General features: G+C 66.2%; 12 protein-coding genes. 1 reads left to right on the top strand and 11 read right to left on the bottom strand.

The window, feature by feature from the left end; all coding sequences use genetic code 11:
• Positions 1-19: 19 nt before the first annotated feature.
• The 10 genes from addA to ubiE all read right to left on the bottom strand — a co-directional run bounded on the left by addA (position 20) and on the right by ubiE (position 16,875).
• Positions 20-3,529: a double-strand break repair helicase AddA gene (gene addA, locus ACV1FX_RS38025; RefSeq protein WP_473122648.1), complete on the bottom strand. Its 3,510-nt coding sequence runs from the start codon at positions 3,527-3,529 to the stop codon at positions 20-22.
• Positions 3,523-6,669, bottom strand: coding sequence for a double-strand break repair protein AddB (addB, locus tag ACV1FX_RS38020; protein WP_473122647.1), 3,147 nt, complete (start codon positions 6,667-6,669; stop codon positions 3,523-3,525). The genes addA and addB overlap by 7 nt, the downstream gene beginning before the upstream one ends.
• A 236-nt stretch (positions 6,670-6,905) precedes the next feature.
• Positions 6,906-7,628, bottom strand: coding sequence for a nucleotidyltransferase family protein (locus ACV1FX_RS38015; RefSeq protein ID WP_473122646.1), 723 nt, complete (start codon positions 7,626-7,628; stop codon positions 6,906-6,908).
• Between the two features lie 114 nt (positions 7,629-7,742).
• A complete protein-coding gene (locus tag ACV1FX_RS38010; protein WP_473122645.1) occupies positions 7,743-8,060 on the bottom strand; it encodes a PilZ domain-containing protein in 318 nt (105 codons plus the stop codon).
• A gap of 197 nt (positions 8,061-8,257) precedes the next feature.
• The gene (gene tsaE / locus ACV1FX_RS38005) at positions 8,258-9,784 is read right to left on the bottom strand and encodes a tRNA (adenosine(37)-N6)-threonylcarbamoyltransferase complex ATPase subunit type 1 TsaE (RefSeq protein WP_473122644.1); all 1,527 of its coding nucleotides are present in this window, start codon (positions 9,782-9,784) and stop codon (positions 8,258-8,260) included.
• Positions 9,781-12,285, bottom strand: coding sequence for a PAS domain-containing sensor histidine kinase (locus ACV1FX_RS38000; RefSeq protein WP_473122643.1), 2,505 nt, complete (start codon positions 12,283-12,285; stop codon positions 9,781-9,783). The genes tsaE and ACV1FX_RS38000 overlap by 4 nt, the downstream gene beginning before the upstream one ends.
• Before the next feature lie 281 nt (positions 12,286-12,566).
• A complete protein-coding gene (gene dut / locus ACV1FX_RS37995) occupies positions 12,567-13,025 on the bottom strand; it encodes a dUTP diphosphatase (protein ID WP_473122642.1) in 459 nt (152 codons plus the stop codon).
• On the bottom strand, positions 13,022-14,473 hold the full coding sequence (gene coaBC, locus ACV1FX_RS37990; RefSeq protein ID WP_473122641.1) for a bifunctional phosphopantothenoylcysteine decarboxylase/phosphopantothenate--cysteine ligase CoaBC: 1,452 nt from the start codon (positions 14,471-14,473) through the stop codon (positions 13,022-13,024). The genes dut and coaBC overlap by 4 nt, the downstream gene beginning before the upstream one ends.
• A 69-nt stretch (positions 14,474-14,542) precedes the next feature.
• On the bottom strand, positions 14,543-16,117 hold the full coding sequence (gene ubiB / locus ACV1FX_RS37985) for a 2-polyprenylphenol 6-hydroxylase (RefSeq protein ID WP_473122640.1): 1,575 nt from the start codon (positions 16,115-16,117) through the stop codon (positions 14,543-14,545).
• Positions 16,114-16,875 (bottom strand): bifunctional demethylmenaquinone methyltransferase/2-methoxy-6-polyprenyl-1,4-benzoquinol methylase UbiE, encoded by a 762-nt coding sequence (ubiE, locus tag ACV1FX_RS37980; protein ID WP_473122639.1) that lies wholly within the window; start codon positions 16,873-16,875, stop codon positions 16,114-16,116. The genes ubiB and ubiE overlap by 4 nt, the downstream gene beginning before the upstream one ends.
• Before the next feature lie 80 nt (positions 16,876-16,955).
• Here ubiE and mutM point away from each other — a divergent pair, with 80 nt between their 5' ends.
• Positions 16,956-17,837, top strand: coding sequence for a bifunctional DNA-formamidopyrimidine glycosylase/DNA-(apurinic or apyrimidinic site) lyase (gene mutM, locus ACV1FX_RS37975; protein ID WP_473122638.1), 882 nt, complete (start codon positions 16,956-16,958; stop codon positions 17,835-17,837).
• A 4-nt stretch (positions 17,838-17,841) separates the two neighbouring features.
• Here the strand turns inward: mutM and ACV1FX_RS37970 are convergent.
• Positions 17,842-18,024: hypothetical protein (locus ACV1FX_RS37970; protein ID WP_473122637.1), on the bottom strand; the 183-nt coding region annotated here is incomplete at its 5' end.

Genomic DNA, 18,024 nt, shown 5'->3' with positions numbered 1-18,024 from the left:
CAAAGATCATGGCGTCAACCTATGAACGGCGCCTTGCCGGGTCAAGGATGCTCACGCCGACATGAAGGGATGTCAGCGCCGCGTCCAGCGCGGGCGCGGAAATCTCCATATATTCAAGGGTCTCGGTCCAGAGCAGGACCGCCGCGATCGGCTTTTGCGGATAAAGCCGGGAGAGCACCGCCCGGTACAGCGCAAGCTGCCGGACATACGCCGCCGGCGCCTCCGCGGCGCTCTTCGGCGCCACCTGGTTGGTCTTGAAATCGACGATCAGGACCTCATCCGGGGTCACCACAATCCGGTCGATCTGGCCCGACACCAGCGCCGGCGGCCGGCCGGATCGTTCGATCCGACCGACGATCGCAACCTCGGCGCGGCTGCCGGCGGCGAACAGGGCGGCGAAACGCGGCGCGGCGATCAAGGCGAGCACCTTGTCGGCCAGCGCGGCGCGGTCGGCCTCCGGCCAATCCGCGGCGTTGCGCGCCATGAAACCGAGCGCGGCATCGCGCCTGCGGTCGGCGGCGATGTCAGGCAGGGATTGCAGCAGCCGGTGCACCAGCGTGCCGCGTTGCAATGCAAGGGCCCGGGACTGGACCGATTCGCCGGTCCGGACCGCGCGGCCTCCCTCAGCGGCCTGGCCGGAGGGGCGCACCGGATCGTCATCGAGGATCTCCCTCGGCGCCGGGCTTCGCAGCCAATCTGGCAGGGCGATGGTTTCCTCGGTCGAGGTCGCGGGGGTGCCCAGCGCCGCGACGTCCTCCGGCCGGGCAAAGCGGGTCACCTTGCCGAGCGGCGTCTCGATCGTCTGCTTCTCAAGACCGGAACCGGTGAGGCCCTTGTCGACGAGATCGTACCAGCAGAGCTTTCGCACCGTGTTCATGTTGCCGGGCATGCATCCGCCGACGATCAGCCGGTCGGCCGCGCGCGTCATCGCGACGTAGAGCAGGCGGCGATATTCGTCCTCGGTCTCCGCGAGCATGGCCTTGCGCGCGTCGATGACGGGTTTCGGATCGTCCGCCTTCCGCCCGGCCCAGACCACGACCTCGCCGCCATTGTCGCGCGGCACCTGGATCAGGCGCAAGCGCTGCGTGTCCGCGGGCGAGGACGTAGTGTCGACCATGAACACCACGGAGGCCTCCAGGCCCTTGGCGCCGTGCACGGTCATGACGCGAACCTCGTCGCGCGAGATCTCCATGTCGCGCTTGACCTCGGTGTCGGCCGAGCGCAGCCAGGCCATGAAGCCCTGCAGCGAGGCCGGCGCCTTGCGCTCATAGTTGAGCGCGAGCTCCAGAAATTCGTCGAGCGCGTCGTTGGCCTCAAAGCCGAGCCGGCGCAGGATGCGCGCGCGGCCCTCGTCGCCGCCCAGCAGCCAGGCGTAAAAGGCGAACGGCGTCTCGTTGCGCGCGTGGGCTTCGCAGGCCTCGAGCCGGCGCTGCACGGCTGCGAATTTCTCGCTTCCGCGCGCGTGCTCGGCCAGCGCGCGGCGCAGCGATCCCTTGCGATCCCAGGCGAGCGTGAACAGGTCGTCGTCATCGAGGCCGAACAGCGGGCTCTTCAGCGCCACCGCGAGCGCAAGGTCGTCCTGCGGCAGCAGCAGCGCATCGGCGAGGTTCATCAAATCGATGATAGCGATGTGCTCGGTGAGCTTCAGCCGATCGGCGCCGGCGACGGGGACGCCGGCATGCTTCAACGCCTGGATCACCGCGTCGAACGCATTGCCGCGCCGTCGCACCAGGATCAGCATGTCGCCATAGCGTAAGGCCCGCCGCTCGCCGGCATGTCCCGTCAGTGTGCCGCTCTCCACCAGACACTTGATCTCGGCCTGGATGCGGCGGGCGAGCTTCACCTCGGGGCTGGTGACGGCGACGCCGTCGAACGGCGCGCGCCAGCCCTCGATATCCTGCTTGTCGTCGGCTTCGGCAAGATCCCAGAGCTCGATCAGACTCGGACCGGCATCGCTGAGCGCATTGTGCAGGGGATGGCCGATCTCGATCGCGTGGATGCTCTTGTAGACCTCGGGCTCACGGAACACGTGGTCCACGGAGTGCAGGATCGTGGCGCCCGAGCGGAACGAATAGGTGAACGCGACCGGATCGAATTTCAGGCCGGCCGCGGTGAACTTGCGATGCAGCTCGCGCCGGCGTGCGTCGAACTCGTGCGGCGCGGCACCCTGGAAGGAGAAGATCGACTGCTTCTCGTCGCCGACAGCGAAGATGGTGCGGTTGAGCCCCTCGCGTGCGCCTTCTCCGGCCGTGAACTCGGAGATGATGTGCGCGACGATGTCCCATTGCCGCGGGCTGGTGTCCTGCGCCTCGTCGATCAGCACGTGATCGACGCCGCGATCGAGCTTGTAGTGCACCCAGCCCGAGCTGACACGGTTCAGCATCGTCAGCGTCTTGTCGATGAGGTCGTCGTAGTCGAGCAGGCCGCGCTCCTGCTTTTCCCGGCGGTAGTTCGCAGCTGCGGCGGTCGCGATATGCAGGAGAGCCTCGGTGCGGTCGCGCATGGTGACCGCGCGGCGTTTCTCGATCAATGCGCCGAGACGCTGCGCCTCGGCCTCAAACAGGCGCGCCACGGAGGGGTTGTGATCGCCGAACTTCTTGGTCAGTACCGCCTTGCGCGGCAGCTTCTCGTCGGTGAGGAAAACGCTCAGATAGGCATCGACCTGCGCGCTATCGGAAAACACTTTTGCGGCACGCAGTCGCTCCGCCTGGTCGTTGTCTGACTTGCTGCCGTCCTCCAGCGCAAAGGCGATATCGTCCCAGCGCGCTCGCGGCAGGAACGGACCATCGAGAATTTCAAGCTCGATGTCCACCACGCGGTCAGCGGCATCGACGCCCAGCACCGCCGCCATCTCAGCAACTGCTGCTTGCGCGCTGCCGGCCGCATCGGTCCAGGCCATGAAATGGTCGCGGCTCAGGCAGGCTTCGCGCACGACCTCCTTGAAGGTGACGTCGGCGGCGTTCGCCATTGCCGTGAGCAAGGCGCGGCCGGTGACGCTTTCAGGATCGCGCGCGGCCTCCAGCAGCACCTTCAGATTGGCGCGTTCCATCATGTCGGTCTGGTCGCGCTCGTCGATCACGGCGAAGCGCGCGGGCACGTTGGCCTCGAACGGAAACTGCTGGAGCAGGCGGGTGCATAGCGCGTGGATGGTCTGCACTTTCAAGCCGCCTGGCGTTTCCAGCGCGCAGGCGAACAGCTTTCGCGCCTCGCGCCGCAATTTTGCGCTGGGGTAGGGGATGCCGGCCGCGCGGATCGCATCGTCGAGCGCTGTGTCATCCAGCGTCACCCAGTGGCCGAGCGTCGTGAACACGCGCTCGGCCATGTTGGCGGCGGCCGCCTTGGTGAAGGTGATGCAGAGGATCTTTTCCGGCGGCACGCCCGACAGCAACAGGCGGATCACGCGTTGCACCAGCACATGGGTCTTGCCCGAACCGGCATTGGCCGACACGAAGGCCGATGCGTTCGGATCGGACGCGCGCGCCTGCGTCGCGCGCACGGCATCGGGGATGGGACGCGGCGCCTTCACCATTCCTCGATCCCCAAACCGCCGGCGGCGGACCATTCCTTGATGCGCGCGAGATCGTCATAGCTGCCGTAGCGGTTGGTCCACATCGGCAGGTTCAGCGAGGTGTAGGCCTGGTTCTCGTCCTCGAAGGCGCGGATCAGCGCTTCCAGCTTGTTTCGCGCTTCCGCGGCTGCGGTGTCCGGCGGCTGCGGTGTGTCACTCGGCTTGATCTTGAGCTCGAGAATGCGCTCCTCGCCCGGCGGGTTGTTGCCGCTCAGGCGAACGTAAACGAGCTGGCTGACGGATGAGCCGGCGTCGATGCCGGGAAAACCGCCCTCGCGCAGGATCGCTGCTTCCAGCGTGAGCTGTGGCGACAATCCCATGCGCACCTGCTTGCCGGTCGGCGGTTGGCCGGTCTTGTAGTCCAGGATCGCGTAACCGCCGCCCTGGCGCTGCTCGATCCGATCGGCGCGCGCGGAGAGGCGGAAGCTGCGCTCATTGTCGAGCGTGATCGAGATCTCGCCGTGGGTTTCCGCCGTGATTGCCTCGATCGCATCGCGGCGCGCCTGCTCCCATTCGCCGAACCAGCGGGCGATGCGCTGGAAACGCGGCCACCACAACGCCCGCGCTTCGGGGCGCTCCATCAGTGGCGCAAAGTGCTTTTCGCCGATCGCACGCAGGACACGTACCGGGTCCTGCGGCAAGCGGGCGGCATAGGTCTCGGTGAACTCGCCCAGCGCATCATGGATCGCAGAACCGCGATCGGCCGCCGAAAGCGGCATGTCGACGGGATCGAGCGCATCGAGCCGCAAAATGTATTTCGCATAGATCGTGTAGGGATCGCGCAGCCAGTCCTCGATCGCGGTGACCGACAGATTCAGTGGCCGCGTCGCGCGCGGCGGCCGCGGCTCGGGCTGCTTGATCGGCTTGACCTCGTCGGGCAGGTCCAGCGCGCTCGCGTACTGGACGTATTTTTCGCCAGCGCGTTGTGCCGTCTTCCAGTGATCACGGCCCGCAACCGCCTCCAGCCGATGCAGGAAGCGCGACGCCACCGCCGGCGCGCCGCCGGCCTTGGCGGAATGGGTGAGAATTACCTCGTCGGCGCCGAGCAGCTGCGCGAAGTCATGCGCGGAGAGGCCGATACGACGCTCCGGCAGGTCGAGGCCGAGCTCGTGCCGCATCGGGCGGCTGAGCCAGGGATCGATGCGCGGCGAGGGCGGCCACACGCCTTCGATCAGCCCGCCGATGATGATGCGGTCGGTCTGCATCAGGCGCGATTCCAGTGGACCATAGATCTGGAGCCGCGCGCCGGGCTTGTCCGGCCGCCGCGCCGCGCGGTCGCCGAACGCGGTCTGGAAGACATCCGCGTAATCCGGCAGTGGCACCACCAGCCCGCTCGTCGTGCCGCCGCGCAGGAGATCGTCGAAGGCGGCGGCGAGCGCCAGTCCCTCGCGGTCCTCGAAGGCAAGCGAAACGTCGTGCTCGTCGCGCGACAGCGCGATCAGGATCTCGCGATGACGATGCGCGAGCTCGGCGAAATCGTGAGGTTTTGACGATGCCAGGCTCTCGATCGGCGCCAGCGCCGCTTGCAACGCCGCGATCAGCGCCTGGATCCGGGCGAGGTCCTCGTCCCTGAGCCGCGCGCGGGGCTCACTGCGATGCAGCGCGGAGACCTCGCTCCGCCAGAGTTTTGCAAGCTCATCGCGGAAGCGGGTGAAATCGCGCGCGAGCCCGGCCGTGCCGGACGGCGGGCGGGTGCCGCGCAACACCGCAAGCTCCAGGCCCTCGATCGCTGCCGTCCACGCGCCGGGGGCAGCGCCGAGCCGGCACAGCGGATGCTTCAGGAGCGCGAGCAAGGTCGGCGGCTCCAGGCCCATTGTGGCGACTTCCGCCGCAAGGCGCGCAAAGGTGCCGGCGGAGGTTTCCATCAGCACGTCGCCGCCGGAATCGTCGAAGGTGAGATCCCAGCGCGCGAGCGCCGCCATCACCCGCCGGGCCAGTGCCCGATCCGGTGTCACCAGCGCGGCGGATTTGTCGAGATGTCGCGCCTCGCGCATCGCGATCGCGATCGCGAGCGCTTCCATCTCGGGGTTGGGCGCCTCGACGACGGCCAGCCCCTTCATGCCGGCGGCGATCTTGCCGGCGACGTCGCTCTGCTTCAGCCGGTCGTGCCATTTCTCGGTCGCGCTTGACGGCCGCATCGATTCGGAGGCCAGGAGATCGCGACCGCCTTCCGACGGAGGCTCGAGGACGTCGACGTCGCCGCGCTTGATGCCGAAGCGCTGCAACAGCGCGTGCATGGCGTATTGCGGATGGTTCGAGGCGGGATGTTCCGCAAACTTGCCCAGCGCATCGCGCACACCGCCGATGGTCCGCCAGGCGTCCTCGTCGAGATCGGTGTCGAGCCCCGGCAGCACCACTGCGCCATGCGGGAGCGAAGCAACCGCGTGCAGGAATTTTGCGGTGGCCGGCATCGAGCCGGTCGAGCCCGCTGCGATCACGGGCCCTGCGGGATGTGCGGTCAGCCGCTTGGCTTCTGCGGCAATCAGTTGATCGCGCCGCGCCGCGGGTTCGATCCGGTTGATCTCGGCGAGATGGCTGGGCCAGGCCTCGCGCGCGATGCGCAGGAACTGAAGCGAATGTTGCCAGTATTGATCGAGCTGGTCGGGAATGAGCCCGTCGAGCGCGCTCCAGTCGACGCCGCGCGTCACCATATCGTCGATGAGGCGCGCAAGATCCGAGGCGAGCGCCAGTGTCGAGGCGGGGCCGCCGACCACCAGCGGCGCCAACACCTCGCCCTTGGCCCAGGCCGCGACCAGCCGCGCCAGCGTCAACCTGCGTTCGAGCTCGCCGAGGCGTGGTGGTATGTCGAGTGGTGTCGTGCCGGAAAACTGCTCGGCCTCGTCGGCAAAGGCGAGCTCGTCCTCGTCGATATCGCCGAGGGCGACGATGCGCGGCAGCACCACCGCGTCCGCCTTCATCTCCTCCAGAAAGATCTCGCGCACCACGCGCATTGCACGCCGCGTCGGCAGATAGAGCGTCGCATCCGCCAGCCGGGCCGGTTCCCTGCGCGCCTCAAAGCCGTCGACCAGCCGGCCGTCGAGCAGCGCGGCGACGACCGTGCGCAGGAAGGGAACCGAAACTGGAACGGTGAAGACGCGCATGAGCTGCCTGATTCGGGGATCAGGCGCCAATATAGGTAAGCAGTTTCAAATGGTCATGGGGTCTTCCCCGTTGTTCGCCACATCACCTGCTCTCTTGCCCCGGACGCGGCGCGGCATGAAATGACGCGCCGCTGAGCCGGGGCCCACATTGCGTCATTACGGCTGTGGGCTTGTGTGGGTCCAGGCTCTGCGGTGCACCGCTGCGCGCTGCACCGCGTCCGGGACACGAGAACGCCTTACGCCACGCTCTCCAGAAACGCCTCTTCGGCGGCCTGCACGGCGTCGGGGGTGCCGACATGCATCCACAGGCCGTCGAGGCGGAGGCCGAACAGCCGCTCCTGCTCGCCGGCGCGGTCGAACATTTTCGTCAGCGAGAACTCACCCTTGGGCGCGCCCGCAAAGATGGCCGGTGAGATGATGGCCGCGCCCGCATAGACGAACGGCACCACCTGATTTTCGCGGCGAGCACGCAGAGCACCATCCGGCAGCATCGAATAGTCGCCGCGGCCGCCATAGCCGATGCTGCTTGCAGTCGGCGCCATCAACAGCAGGATGTCCATCCGCGCCGGATCGAAATTCTCCGCGAGCCGCTCCAGGTTGGAGCGCACGCCGTCGATCCAGAGCGTGTCGGAGTTGACGTGGAAGAAGGGGGCATCGCCGAGCAGCGGCAGCGCCTTGACCACGCCGCCGCCGGTGCCGAGCACCTGGTCGCGCTCATCGGAGATGATCACCTGTGGCCGCTTGCGGCCGGCGACATGGTCGATGATCTGGTCCGGCAAATAGTGCACGTTGACCACGGCCTCAGCGACGCCGGCCTCGCCGAGCTTGTCGAGCACATGGTCGAGCAGTGGCTGGCCCGCTACGCTGACCAGTGGCTTGGGCATCTTTTCCGTCAGGGGGCGCATACGCAGGCCGAGGCCGGCTGCGAGCACCATGGCTTTGGTTGGTTTGACGGGCATGCCTGACTTTCTCGAAAACCTGAAGTTTTGCGGCCCCAGCAATCCTAGCACGCGGATCAGCTGGCCAAACCGCCATAATCACCTGGGATGACGTTTGTACGACGGGTGTTGCAATCAAGCTCCCGCCGATGTGGACCGCGCCTTTTTCCTCTTGTCGCCCTGTTTCAGGAAGTTGACGCCGATCTGGTCGCCATTGACCCAGGCCAGCTCGCAGCGCCGGTAGGCCAATCCGGTCGAGGACAGCAGCAGAAAAAACTCCTTGAGGTGCAGGCCCTCGACGGAGCCCTCGATGGTCAGCTTGGCACCGGTCTCGGAAACGTCCTCCATGGTGCAATCGCGCCGCCAGGTCCCGTCAATTCCCATCATATGGGCAGGTATCCCGCGCTCGAAGACGACACGATCGCCCTTGCGTCGTTCCGTGCTCGCTGCCATCCGTCCTCGCTTCCCGTATCTTTGCGGCCTCCAGCGGGCGAGATTACGGCTGCGATGGCTAACAGCCGGTAAATCAGCCTTTGGAGCATGATCCGGAAAAATGCGAAGCGGTTTTCCCTCGCGACAACGCGGAACGCGTTTGCGCGGAGATCATGCGCAAACAACAACCTAAAGCGCGATGACGGTTCAACCCAATCTCATCGCGCCTTAGGTGGCGGAACGTTGGCGAGGTACCAGTCGCGCATATGGGCCAGTGACGGATGGGCCAGCGAGCGCTGAAGATAGGTCCAGATCCGCGGCTGGTGACGCAGATAATGCGGCTTTCCGTCGCGGCGGTTGAGGCGCGCAAAGGTGCCGAGCAGACGCGTATTCCGCTGCGCCGACATGATGGCGTAGAGCTCGGCAAAGCCCGCCGGGTCGAAGTCGGCATCGCCAGCGCGGCGCGCCTTGATGTAGCGCGACAGCAGCGCCAGCTCGAGGCTCTCGGGCACGTCGATGCGGGCGTCCTGTAGCAGCGACACGACGTCATAGGATTGCGGCCCGAGCACGGTGTCCTGGAAGTCGATCATGCCGAGACGCGCGATGCCTGCGCGGTCGGCAAGCCAGATCAGATTGGGCGAGTGATAGTCGCGGAGCACCCAGGTCTTCGGCGCGGCCAACGGCTTTGCGAGCAGCTCGCGCCACATCGCGAAGAATTCGGCGCGCCGCTCCTCGCTCAGCGGGGCGTCGCGATCGGGGAGGTACCATTCCGGCATCAGCCCGATCTCGATCAGGAGTGCCTCGGGGTCGAAGATGGGAATGGCGTAGTCGCCATGACCGGACAGCGGCAATATCTCCGGCAACGCCCTGCCGTGCAGTGCTGCCAGTGCGTCGGTCGCGACCTCGTAGCGTTCGGCAATGGGGCGCGGCGGATCGCCTTCGATGACGCCCTCGCTGCCAAAGTCCTCCGTGATCAGGAAGCCATGGTCGAGATCGGAATGGTGGATGAAAGGGGCAGAGATACCCTGCGCGCGCAGGCCTTCGTCGATCGCGACGAACGGCTTGACGTCTTCGGCCAGGTGCACGGCAGCGCTGTAGGACTTGCCGTCATAGATCGCGGCGCCATCCGGGCGCCTCGGAAAATTCATCAGGATGACGATGCCGTCGTCGCGGAGCAGCCGCGCATAGGAGCGGGTCGAGGCGTCGCCATTCATGCGCCGCCGCGTCGAGTCCATGAAGCCGGACCTGTCGAGGAATTCACGCAGCGCCTTCAGCCGCGCGACCGTCGCTGTGGCCTTGCCGTAGCCGGTGATGTCGGCCGCGCGCGCGGTCGATCCAAGCGCCGGTCGGTGCGTGATCGCGATATTGATGCGATCCGCAGGCAAGGCGGACGGCGCGCGCTCCGGCCATTCGACGAGGACGAGCGTGGCTTCGGGCAGCGGCGACAGACCGATCTCCTCGAGCTCGCCTTCGTCCTCGACGCGATAGAGATCGGCATGGAGCACCGGGTACGGCGGCAGCTCATAGCCCTGCACCAGCGTGAAGGTCGGGCTCGGCACCTCCAGCATCGCGTCATCAGCGAGATAGCGGATCATGGCGCGTGCGGCCGCGGTCTTGCCGGCGCCGAGATCGCCGGAAAGTGTGATGACGTCGCCGGGTCCGACCAGCAGCGCGAGGTCGGCCATCAGTTGTGCAGTGGCCGTCTCGTTGAAAAGCGCGACGGAGAATGTCGTTGATGCGGTCATTCGGCGGCGTCGCGATGCGCCGCCTGGTCGGTCGGAAAATCGCAGGTCACGGTCGTGCCCTTGCCGACGATCGAATCCACCCGCACCTTGCCGCCATGCAGTTCGACGAAGGAGCGCACCAGCGACAGGCCGAGCCCGGCGCCGCGATGGCGCGAGCCTTGCGAGCGGCTTTCGAACCAGTTGAAGACCTTGTCCTTCATGTCGGCAGGTATTCCAGGCCCGGAATCTGTCACGGTGAAGACCACGCTGCGCTCGGTGCGGCGCGCGCTGATCCCGACGGTCGAATCCTGTGGCGAGAAGCCGACCGCGTTGGCGAGCAGGTTATAGAGTACCTGCACCACGCGCTTCTCGTCGCCAATGAAGTTGCCGACGTCGGGCGCGATCTCGACCTTGAGGCGGATGCGATCGGTGGCGAGCCGGTCCTGGATGCCCTCGGCGGCAAGCTCGATCGTCTTGGAGACGTCGACCGGGCCGAGCTCGAGCTTCATCGCGCCGGCATCGATGGTCGCAAGATCGAGAATGTTGTTGGTCAACGCGAGCAGCGCGTTGGTCGATTTGGTGACGTAGTCGAGATATTCGGCCTGCTTCGGCGTCAGCGGGCCGGTGGAGGGATCGCTGAGGAAATGCGCGAAGCCGATGATGGTGGTGAGCGGGGCGCGCAGCTCGTAGGAAACGTGGTGGACGAAATCCACCTTCATCTGGTCGGCGGCTTCCAGCGCTTCGTTGCGCTCGCGCAGCGCACGCTCGACATTCTCGGTGTCGGTGATGTCCTGGAAAGTCAGCATGGTGGCGCCGTCGGGCAGCGGCCGGATCATGCCGTTGACCACGCTGCCGTCCTTGCGTTCCAGCTTCAGCGGCACGTCGACGCGATTCTCGATCGAGGTGATGGCCTCGCGGATCTGCCGCCAGACGTTCGCCTCGTCGAACAGCGGCTGACACCAGCCCTCCACGGCCTGGATGTGCGGCTGCTCGCGCAACGCCTCGTTCGACAGCTTCCACATCCGCGCGAAGGCCGGGTTCGACAACTGGACCTTGCCATTGCTGCCGAACACCGCCACGCCCTCGGCGAGGCTGTCCAGCGTCTCGCGTTGCACGCGGATCAGGCCGTCGAAGCGGCGCGCAAGATCGAGACTCTCGGTGACGTCGTCGAACAGATAGGTGACGCCGCCTTCGGGGCTTGGCGTGGTGACCACGGAGAGCGCACGACCGTCGGGCAGGAACCAGGTGTCATGGGCGGTCTCGACCGCGCGATAGGCCTCGTGCAGCTTGGCCTTCCAGGCGCGGAAGTCCGGCTGCTCCGGCAGCTTTCGCGCGGCGCGGAGCTGGTCCAGCACGCTGGAATCATCGGGATTGGCATCGAGGAAGGTGCGGTCGAGGTCCCAGAGCCGGCGATAAGAATCATTGTAGAAGGCAAGCCGCCGCTGCCCGTCGAATACGGCAACGCCGGAGGAGAGCTGATCGAGGGTGCGGCGGTGCGCTTCCGCCATCCGCACCAGCGCCGAGCTCAGCGCATCCGCTTCGCTGGCGTCGATCGCGACACCGACGCTGCCGTCGCCGACATTGACGGCACGCACGTCATAGATGCGGCGCTCGCCGCCGATCACGATCGGCAGGCGCGAGGTGAAGCCGGCCGCGTCCTTCAGCCCACGCTCCATGTCGGCGCGGTCGGCGCTGTCCAAAAGCTCGAGCTTGCGCTCCTGGGCGTCGGTGACGCTCAAGGCCTCGGTCGCCCGCACATAAGCGGGATTGGCGTAGGCGAGCGCGCCGTTCGCGTTCTTGGCCCAGATCGGCCAGGGGCTGGCGGCGGCAAAGCCACGCAGCATCTCGGTCTCGTCGAGCAGCGCCTTGTGGCGCAAATTCGTTTCCGCGAGCTCGCGCCGCAGCCCCGAGAGTTCGCGGATCCGGACAATGGCCTGGCCGCCGATGGCGCGGCCGATCGCCTCGAGCGTGCGGCCGCTCGCGGTCGACAGGTTGAGCTGGAACCCGTCGCCATGCTCGCGCAGCGCATCGACGGCGTGATCCATCTGAAGCGCCGGCTCCGGCGGCAGCCAAGTTCCAAACGCGAGCACCCGCTGCGGCGAGGAATCACGCGGCAGCACCATGGAGATGTCGCCGGAAATCTGGGCGCGATTATCGCCTGCGGGCCAGGAGATCAGGATCTGCGGCTCGGCAAACAGCAGCGCGCCAAAGCGGTCGGCCTGGAGCTGCAGTTCCCCGATCCTGGTCTGCAACTGCTCCTCGTTCTTCGCCGTGCGGACGCGGGTCCGCATCAACAGGATCGCGGCGACCACCGAGAAGCCCAGCAAAGCGAGCGCGGTCGCCAGTACCGCGATTTCCTGCCGGTTGAAGTCCAGCAGTGTGGAAAGTGTGTCGATGAGCTCGGCGGCATTCGCCGGCGCAGCCGGAAGCAACGCCGCGAGAGCGCCGCCGATCAGGCCGTTGCGCGCCAATGACGTGCACGACAGCAGCGTCCGACGCATCGACACGATCACGCCTGACATAATTGCCCCAAGACCGCACGAATTTACGCTCGGCGATTTCCCCCGCCGCGCGCGAATCAAAAGACAATATCCCCTTCGTGACTCCAGCGGTAAGAGTCCAGATCGTGAACGCAAAGGTGGCCCCAAAAAAATGCCGGGCCAGGCGGTTCCAGGTTCATGTAGCTCTGCGGGTGATTCGGCTGGAGTTGCCGTGCCTTAGTGCGCCGTGCGGATTGCTCGCCACGATGAAGGTGCGCTCCCTCTCCCGCAAGCGAGAGAGGTGAAGCCAACTCGCGACTGTGTCAGCGTCCGGTCGAGCCGAAGCCGCCGGCGCCGCGATCGGTCGCCGACAGCGTGGCGACGGGAACCAGGGCGGCCTGAACCACCGGCGCGATCACCATCTGCGCGATGCGCTCGCCGCGCTGGATCACGAACGGCGTATCGCCGTGATTGATCAGGATCACCTTGATCTCGCCGCGGTAGTCCGCATCGATCGTTCCGGGCGAGTTCAGCACGGTGACGCCGTGCTTGGCGGCGAGTCCCGAACGTGGCCGCACCTGCGCCTCGTACCCGGCCGGCAATGCGATCGCGAGGCCCGTCGGCACCAGCGCGTGCTTGCCGGGGACGAGCGCCAGAGGTTCGCTCTCGGGAACAGCGGCCATCAGGTCGAGACCGGCAGCCTCGGCCGTCTGGTAGGCCGGCAGCGGCAGGCCTTCGGCATGAGCCAGTCGTTGCAGTTCGACGGTGACCTTCGTGCTCAAGATGCGGGCTCCAGGGATTTGTCGGCCACGCTCTTTACGACATGCGCGATCAGCTCGGTGGCGACCTGTTCCTTGGTCATCACCGGCCAGGAATCAACCGCAATCTCGCCGTCCTCCCCACCGCTTTTGCGGCTGAGCAGATGCACGGTGTTGCGGTCGCCGCCCATCACGCCGGTTGCCGGCGAGACGTCATTGGCGACGATCCAGTCGCAGCCCTTGCGCGCGAGCTTGGCCTTCGCGTTGTCGATGAGATGCTCGGTCTCGGCGGCAAAGCCGATCACCAGCGGCGGGCGCTTGTCGGTCAGTTTCGAGATCGTGGCGAGGATGTCGGGGTTTTCGACGAGCTGTAGCGGCGGCATGCCGGCCGATGTCTTCTTCAGCTTCTGCTCGCCCTCATTGGCGACGCGCCAGTCGGCAACGGCTGCTGCGAAGATGGCGATATCGACCGGAAGCGAGGCCTGGACATGCTCCAGCATCTGCCGGGCCGATTCCACATGCTTGACGTTGACGCCGTCGGGATCGTCGAGGTCGACCGGGCCGCTCACCAGGATTACCTCGGCGCCCGCCGCCTGCGCCGCGGCGGCAATGGCAAAGCCCTGCTTGCCGGAGGAGCGGTTGGCAATGTAGCGCACCGGATCGATCGGCTCGTGGGTGGGTCCGGCGGTGATCAGCACGCGCTTGCCGGCGAGCGGCCGCGGCACCGGTGGCCGCAGCAGACGCTCGGCGGCTGCCGCGATCTCGACCGCCTCGGACATTCGGCCAACGCCCGCTTCGCCGGCTTCCGCCATCTCGCCGGCATTGGGGCCGATCATCACGACGCCGTCGCGCTGGAGCAAGCTTACGTTGCGGCGTGTCGCGGCGTTGTTCCACATCAGCGGATTCATCGCCGGCGCCAGCAGGATCTTTCGGTTAGTGGCGAGCAGGATGGCGCTGGCGAGATCGTCGGCGTGACCGCATGCCATCTTGGCCATCAGATCGGCGGTCGCGGGTGCCACGACGATCAGGTCGCAGTCGCGCGCCAGGCGGATGTGGCCGGCGTCGAACTCGCTCTGGGGGTCGAACAGGTCGGTATAGACGCGCTCATGCGACAGCGCGCTGGCGGCCAGCGGCGTGACGAATTGCTGCGCGGCCTTGGTCAGCACGCAGCGGACCTCGACACGCCGCTCCTTGAGCCGGCGGATCAGGTCGAGCGACTTGTAGGCTGCGATGCCGCCACCGATGATCAGGGTGACGCTGGCCTCGGGGAGGGCGCTCGCACGTGGGGATGCGGGAGTGGAGGACACCGCGGGCGGTGCCGTAAACGGCGTCAGCGGCTCCTCGCGGCCCTCGATCAGCTCCCGCAGGATGACCCGGACCTCTTCCTCGACCGACCTGCGATTCTTGGCCGAGCGCAGGCGCAAATAGGTTTTGACGTTCTCGTCGAGCTTGCGGATGGTCAGGCTCGCCATGACGCCCTCCAGCACGGAATGATAGCAATGCTATCACAAACTTGATTGCACTGCAATCAGGCTTGGCGATCACAGATTCCGGACGGCGATCAGGATTCCGATGAAGGTCGCGGCGATGATCCAGAGTGCCACCGTGCGCCAGCGGTTCTTGCGGCCCTCGCTGCGGCCCATGGCCGCGATGCTCTCCGGCGACAGCCGCAGGCCCTCGCGCGTCATGGTCTCGAGCTGCTCCAGCACCTTGACCGAGCGCGCGGCGATATCTGGCAGGCCCATCAGCACGCGCGCGATGTCGCCGGTACCGGCGAGCGCGCCCTGCACCCGGCCGATGGGTCCGAGATTGCGCTCGATCCATTCGCGCACCACGGGGTCGGCGGTCTTCCAGATGTCGAGCCTGGGATCGAAGCCGCGCGCCACGCCCTCGACCACCACCATCGTCTTCTGGAGCAGGATGAGCTCGGGCCGGGTCGTCATGTCGAACAGGCCGGTGACCTCGAGCAGGAGCGTGAGCAGCCGCGCCATCGAGATCTCCTCGGCGGTGCGGTTGTGGATCGGCTCGCCGATGGCGCGGATCGCCTGCGCGAAGTTCTCGACCGAATGGTGCGAAGGCACATAGCCCGCCTCGAAATGCACCTCCGCCACGCGGCGATAGTCGCGGGTGATGAAGCCGAGCAGGATTTCGGCGAGGAAGCGCCGCTCCTTCAGGCCGAGCCGGCCCATGATGCCGAAATCGACCGCGACGAGACGTCCGGCATCGTCCAGGAACAGATTGCCCGGATGCATGTCGGCGTGGAAGAAGCCGTCGCGCAGCGCGTGGCGCAGAAAGCTCTGGATGATCTTGCGGCCGAGATCGGGCAGGTCGACATTGGCTTGCTGCAAGCGCGCATGGTCGTTCAGCGCGATGCCGTCGATCCATTCCATCGTCAGCACGTTGTGCGTGGTGCGATCCCAGTCGACGGTCGGAATGCGGAAATCCGGATCGTTCTGGGTATTCTCTGCCATCTCCGACAGCGCAGCTGCTTCCAGCCGCAGGTCCATTTCCATGGCGACGGAGCGCGACATGGTGTTGATGACCTCGACGAGGCGCAACCGCCGCGCTTCGGCCGAATAGGCCTCGGCCTTGTGCGCGACGAAGAAGAAATCGGAGAGGTCGCGCCGGAAGCGCGCGGCGACGTTGGGCCGCAGCACCTTGATCGCGACCGGCTTGCGCACGCCGTCACGGAGCACTTCGCCGCGGTGCACCTGCGCGATCGAGGCTGCCGCAACGGGCGGACCGAAGCTCGCGAACACCTCCGTCAGCGGCCGCTCCAGCGATGTCGCGATCGCGTTTTCCGCTTCGGCTTGCGAAAACGGCGGCAGGCGATCCTGCAGGCTTTCGAGATCGCGCGCCATGACGACGCCGACGACGTCCGGGCGCGTTGCCAGGAACTGGCCGAGCTTGAGATAGGCCGGGCCCATCCGGGTCAGTGCGCGGGACAGCCGCGGTCCATGCTTTGGGCCGCGCCGTTCGACGAGGCGGGCAAGCTTCAGGGCGAGCTGTCCGGGCGGCGGCACCAGGCTCGGGTCGACGGCGCCGAATACGCCCTCGCGCGCGAACACGATCGCGGCGCGGGCAAGACGCGCAATGTGGGTAATGGCAGAGATCACAAACGCCAGCCTGAATGCAGTGCGACGATGCCGCCGGACAGGGTCTGCCAGCTGACGCGGGAGAAGCCGGCCTCGCGGATCATGTCGGCGAAGGCGTTCGGCTTGGGGAATTTGCGGATGGATTCGACGAGATACTGATACGATTCGGCATCGCCCGTGACCATGCGGCCAAGCGGCGGAATCACCTTGAACGAGAACAGGTCGTAGAGACGATCGAGCCCGGGCATCTCGACAGTGGAGAACTCCAGGCACAGGAAGCGGCTGCCCGGCTTCAGCACCCGATAAGCCTCGCTGAGCGCGAGATCGATCCGCGGCACGTTGCGGATTCCGAAAGCTATCGTATATGCATCGAAGCTGCGATCGGCAAAGGCGAGCGCTTCGGCATTGCCCTCGACAAAGTCGACCTGGGTGTCGAGATGCCGCTTCTCGGCGCGTTCGCGCCCCACGGCCAGCATGTTGGCGTTGATGTCGCAGACCGTGGCATGAAAGCCGGGACCCGCCGCCTTGGCGGCGCGGAACGAGATATCGCCGGTGCCGCCGGCGACGTCGAGCAGCGCGAACGGCCGGTCACTCCTGGGCGGGTCGAGCGCGTTGATCATGATGTCCTTCCAGACCCGGTGCAGGCCACCGGACATCAGGTCGTTCATCAGGTCATAGCGCGATGCAACGCTGTGAAACACATCGTTCACCAGCGTCTGCTTGTCGCTCAGGGGGACGTCCCTGAAGCCAAAATGCGTGGTTTCGCCCGGCCGATCCATTACTCTACTCCACGAGGCGGACCATAGCGCGCCCGCCGCAATGCCGCTATCACACCGCCTCCATAAGGTGAATGCCCACCATGCCTGAATTGCCCGAAGTCGAGACCGTCCGCCGCGGCCTCCAGCCCGTCATGGAAGGCGCCAAGATCGTCAAGGCGGAGGCCCGCAGGGCCGATTTGCGCTTTCCCTTTCAACCGGATTTCGTGGCACGGCTGCAGGGCCAGGTGATCACCGGGCTCGGCCGGCGCGCAAAATACCTCATGGCCGATCTCGCCTCCGGCGACGTGCTGTTGATGCATCTCGGGATGTCCGGCTCATTCCGCGTGATCAAGCCGGATGATGAAAAGTCGCCGGGAGAATTTCACTATCCGAGGAGCAAGGATTCGACGCACGACCACGTGCTGTTTCGCATGTCCTCGGGCGCCGATATCGTGTTCAACGATCCGCGTCGCTTCGGTTACATGAAAGTGATCGCGCGCAATGCGCTCGAGGACGAACCGCTATTGCGCGGGCTCGGCCCCGAGCCGCTCGGCAACGAATTCGACGCCGCGATGCTGGCGCAGTCCTGCGCCGGCAAGAAGACCAGCCTGAAGGCCGCGCTGCTCGACCAGCGCGTGGTGGCAGGGCTTGGCAACATCTATGTCTGCGAGGCGCTGCATCGCTCGCATCTGTCGCCGCGGAGGTCGGCTGCGACGCTGGCCAGGAAGAGGGAAGAGCCGACCGATCATGCGAAGCGGCTCGTCTCTGCAATCCACGCCGTGTTGAACGATGCGATCAAGGCCGGCGGCTCGTCGTTGCGCGATCATCGCCAGACCACCGGCGAGCTCGGCTATTTCCAGCATTCCTTCAAGGTTTATGATCGCGAAGGCGAGCCCTGCAAGACGCCGGGCTGCGGCGGCATCGTGAAGCGCTTCACTCAGAACGGACGTTCGACGTTCTGGTGCCCGAAGTGTCAGAAGTAGCGGATCAAGCTCGCGGCCGAGAAGCCTTGAGTCTCTGCGAGACTGACGAACCACCACGAGCGTCATTGCTGTGCAAGTTCATTAATTCGGTGATCGAATCCAGCCCAGCAGGGAGGGTTCGATGCGCGACAATAGCTTCGATCGGACGATTGAACGGAATTACCTTCAGAAATGGCGGTTCCTGATT

It is taken from the genome of Bradyrhizobium ingae, from assembly GCF_055791185.1.
Note: the sequence above shows the minus strand (reverse complement) of the source record. Positions and strands in the feature narration are given on the sequence as shown.

Coding starts and splice junctions, on each gene's coding strand:
- addB (WP_473122647.1), bottom strand. CDS start 6,669: ATGCGCGTCTTCACCGTTCCAGTTTCGGTTCCCTTCCTGCGCACGGTC.
- mutM (WP_473122638.1), top strand. CDS start 16,956: ATGCCTGAATTGCCCGAAGTCGAGACCGTCCGCCGCGGCCTCCAGCCC.
- ubiE (WP_473122639.1), bottom strand. CDS start 16,875: ATGGATCGGCCGGGCGAAACCACGCATTTTGGCTTCAGGGACGTCCCC.
- ACV1FX_RS38000 (WP_473122643.1), bottom strand. CDS start 12,285: ATGTCAGGCGTGATCGTGTCGATGCGTCGGACGCTGCTGTCGTGCACG.
- ACV1FX_RS38015 (WP_473122646.1), bottom strand. CDS start 7,628: ATGCCCGTCAAACCAACCAAAGCCATGGTGCTCGCAGCCGGCCTCGGC.
- tsaE (WP_473122644.1), bottom strand. CDS start 9,784: ATGACCGCATCAACGACATTCTCCGTCGCGCTTTTCAACGAGACGGCC.
- coaBC (WP_473122641.1), bottom strand. CDS start 14,473: ATGGCGAGCCTGACCATCCGCAAGCTCGACGAGAACGTCAAAACCTAT.
- addA (WP_473122648.1), bottom strand. CDS start 3,529: ATGGTGAAGGCGCCGCGTCCCATCCCCGATGCCGTGCGCGCGACGCAG.
- ACV1FX_RS38010 (WP_473122645.1), bottom strand. CDS start 8,060: ATGGCAGCGAGCACGGAACGACGCAAGGGCGATCGTGTCGTCTTCGAG.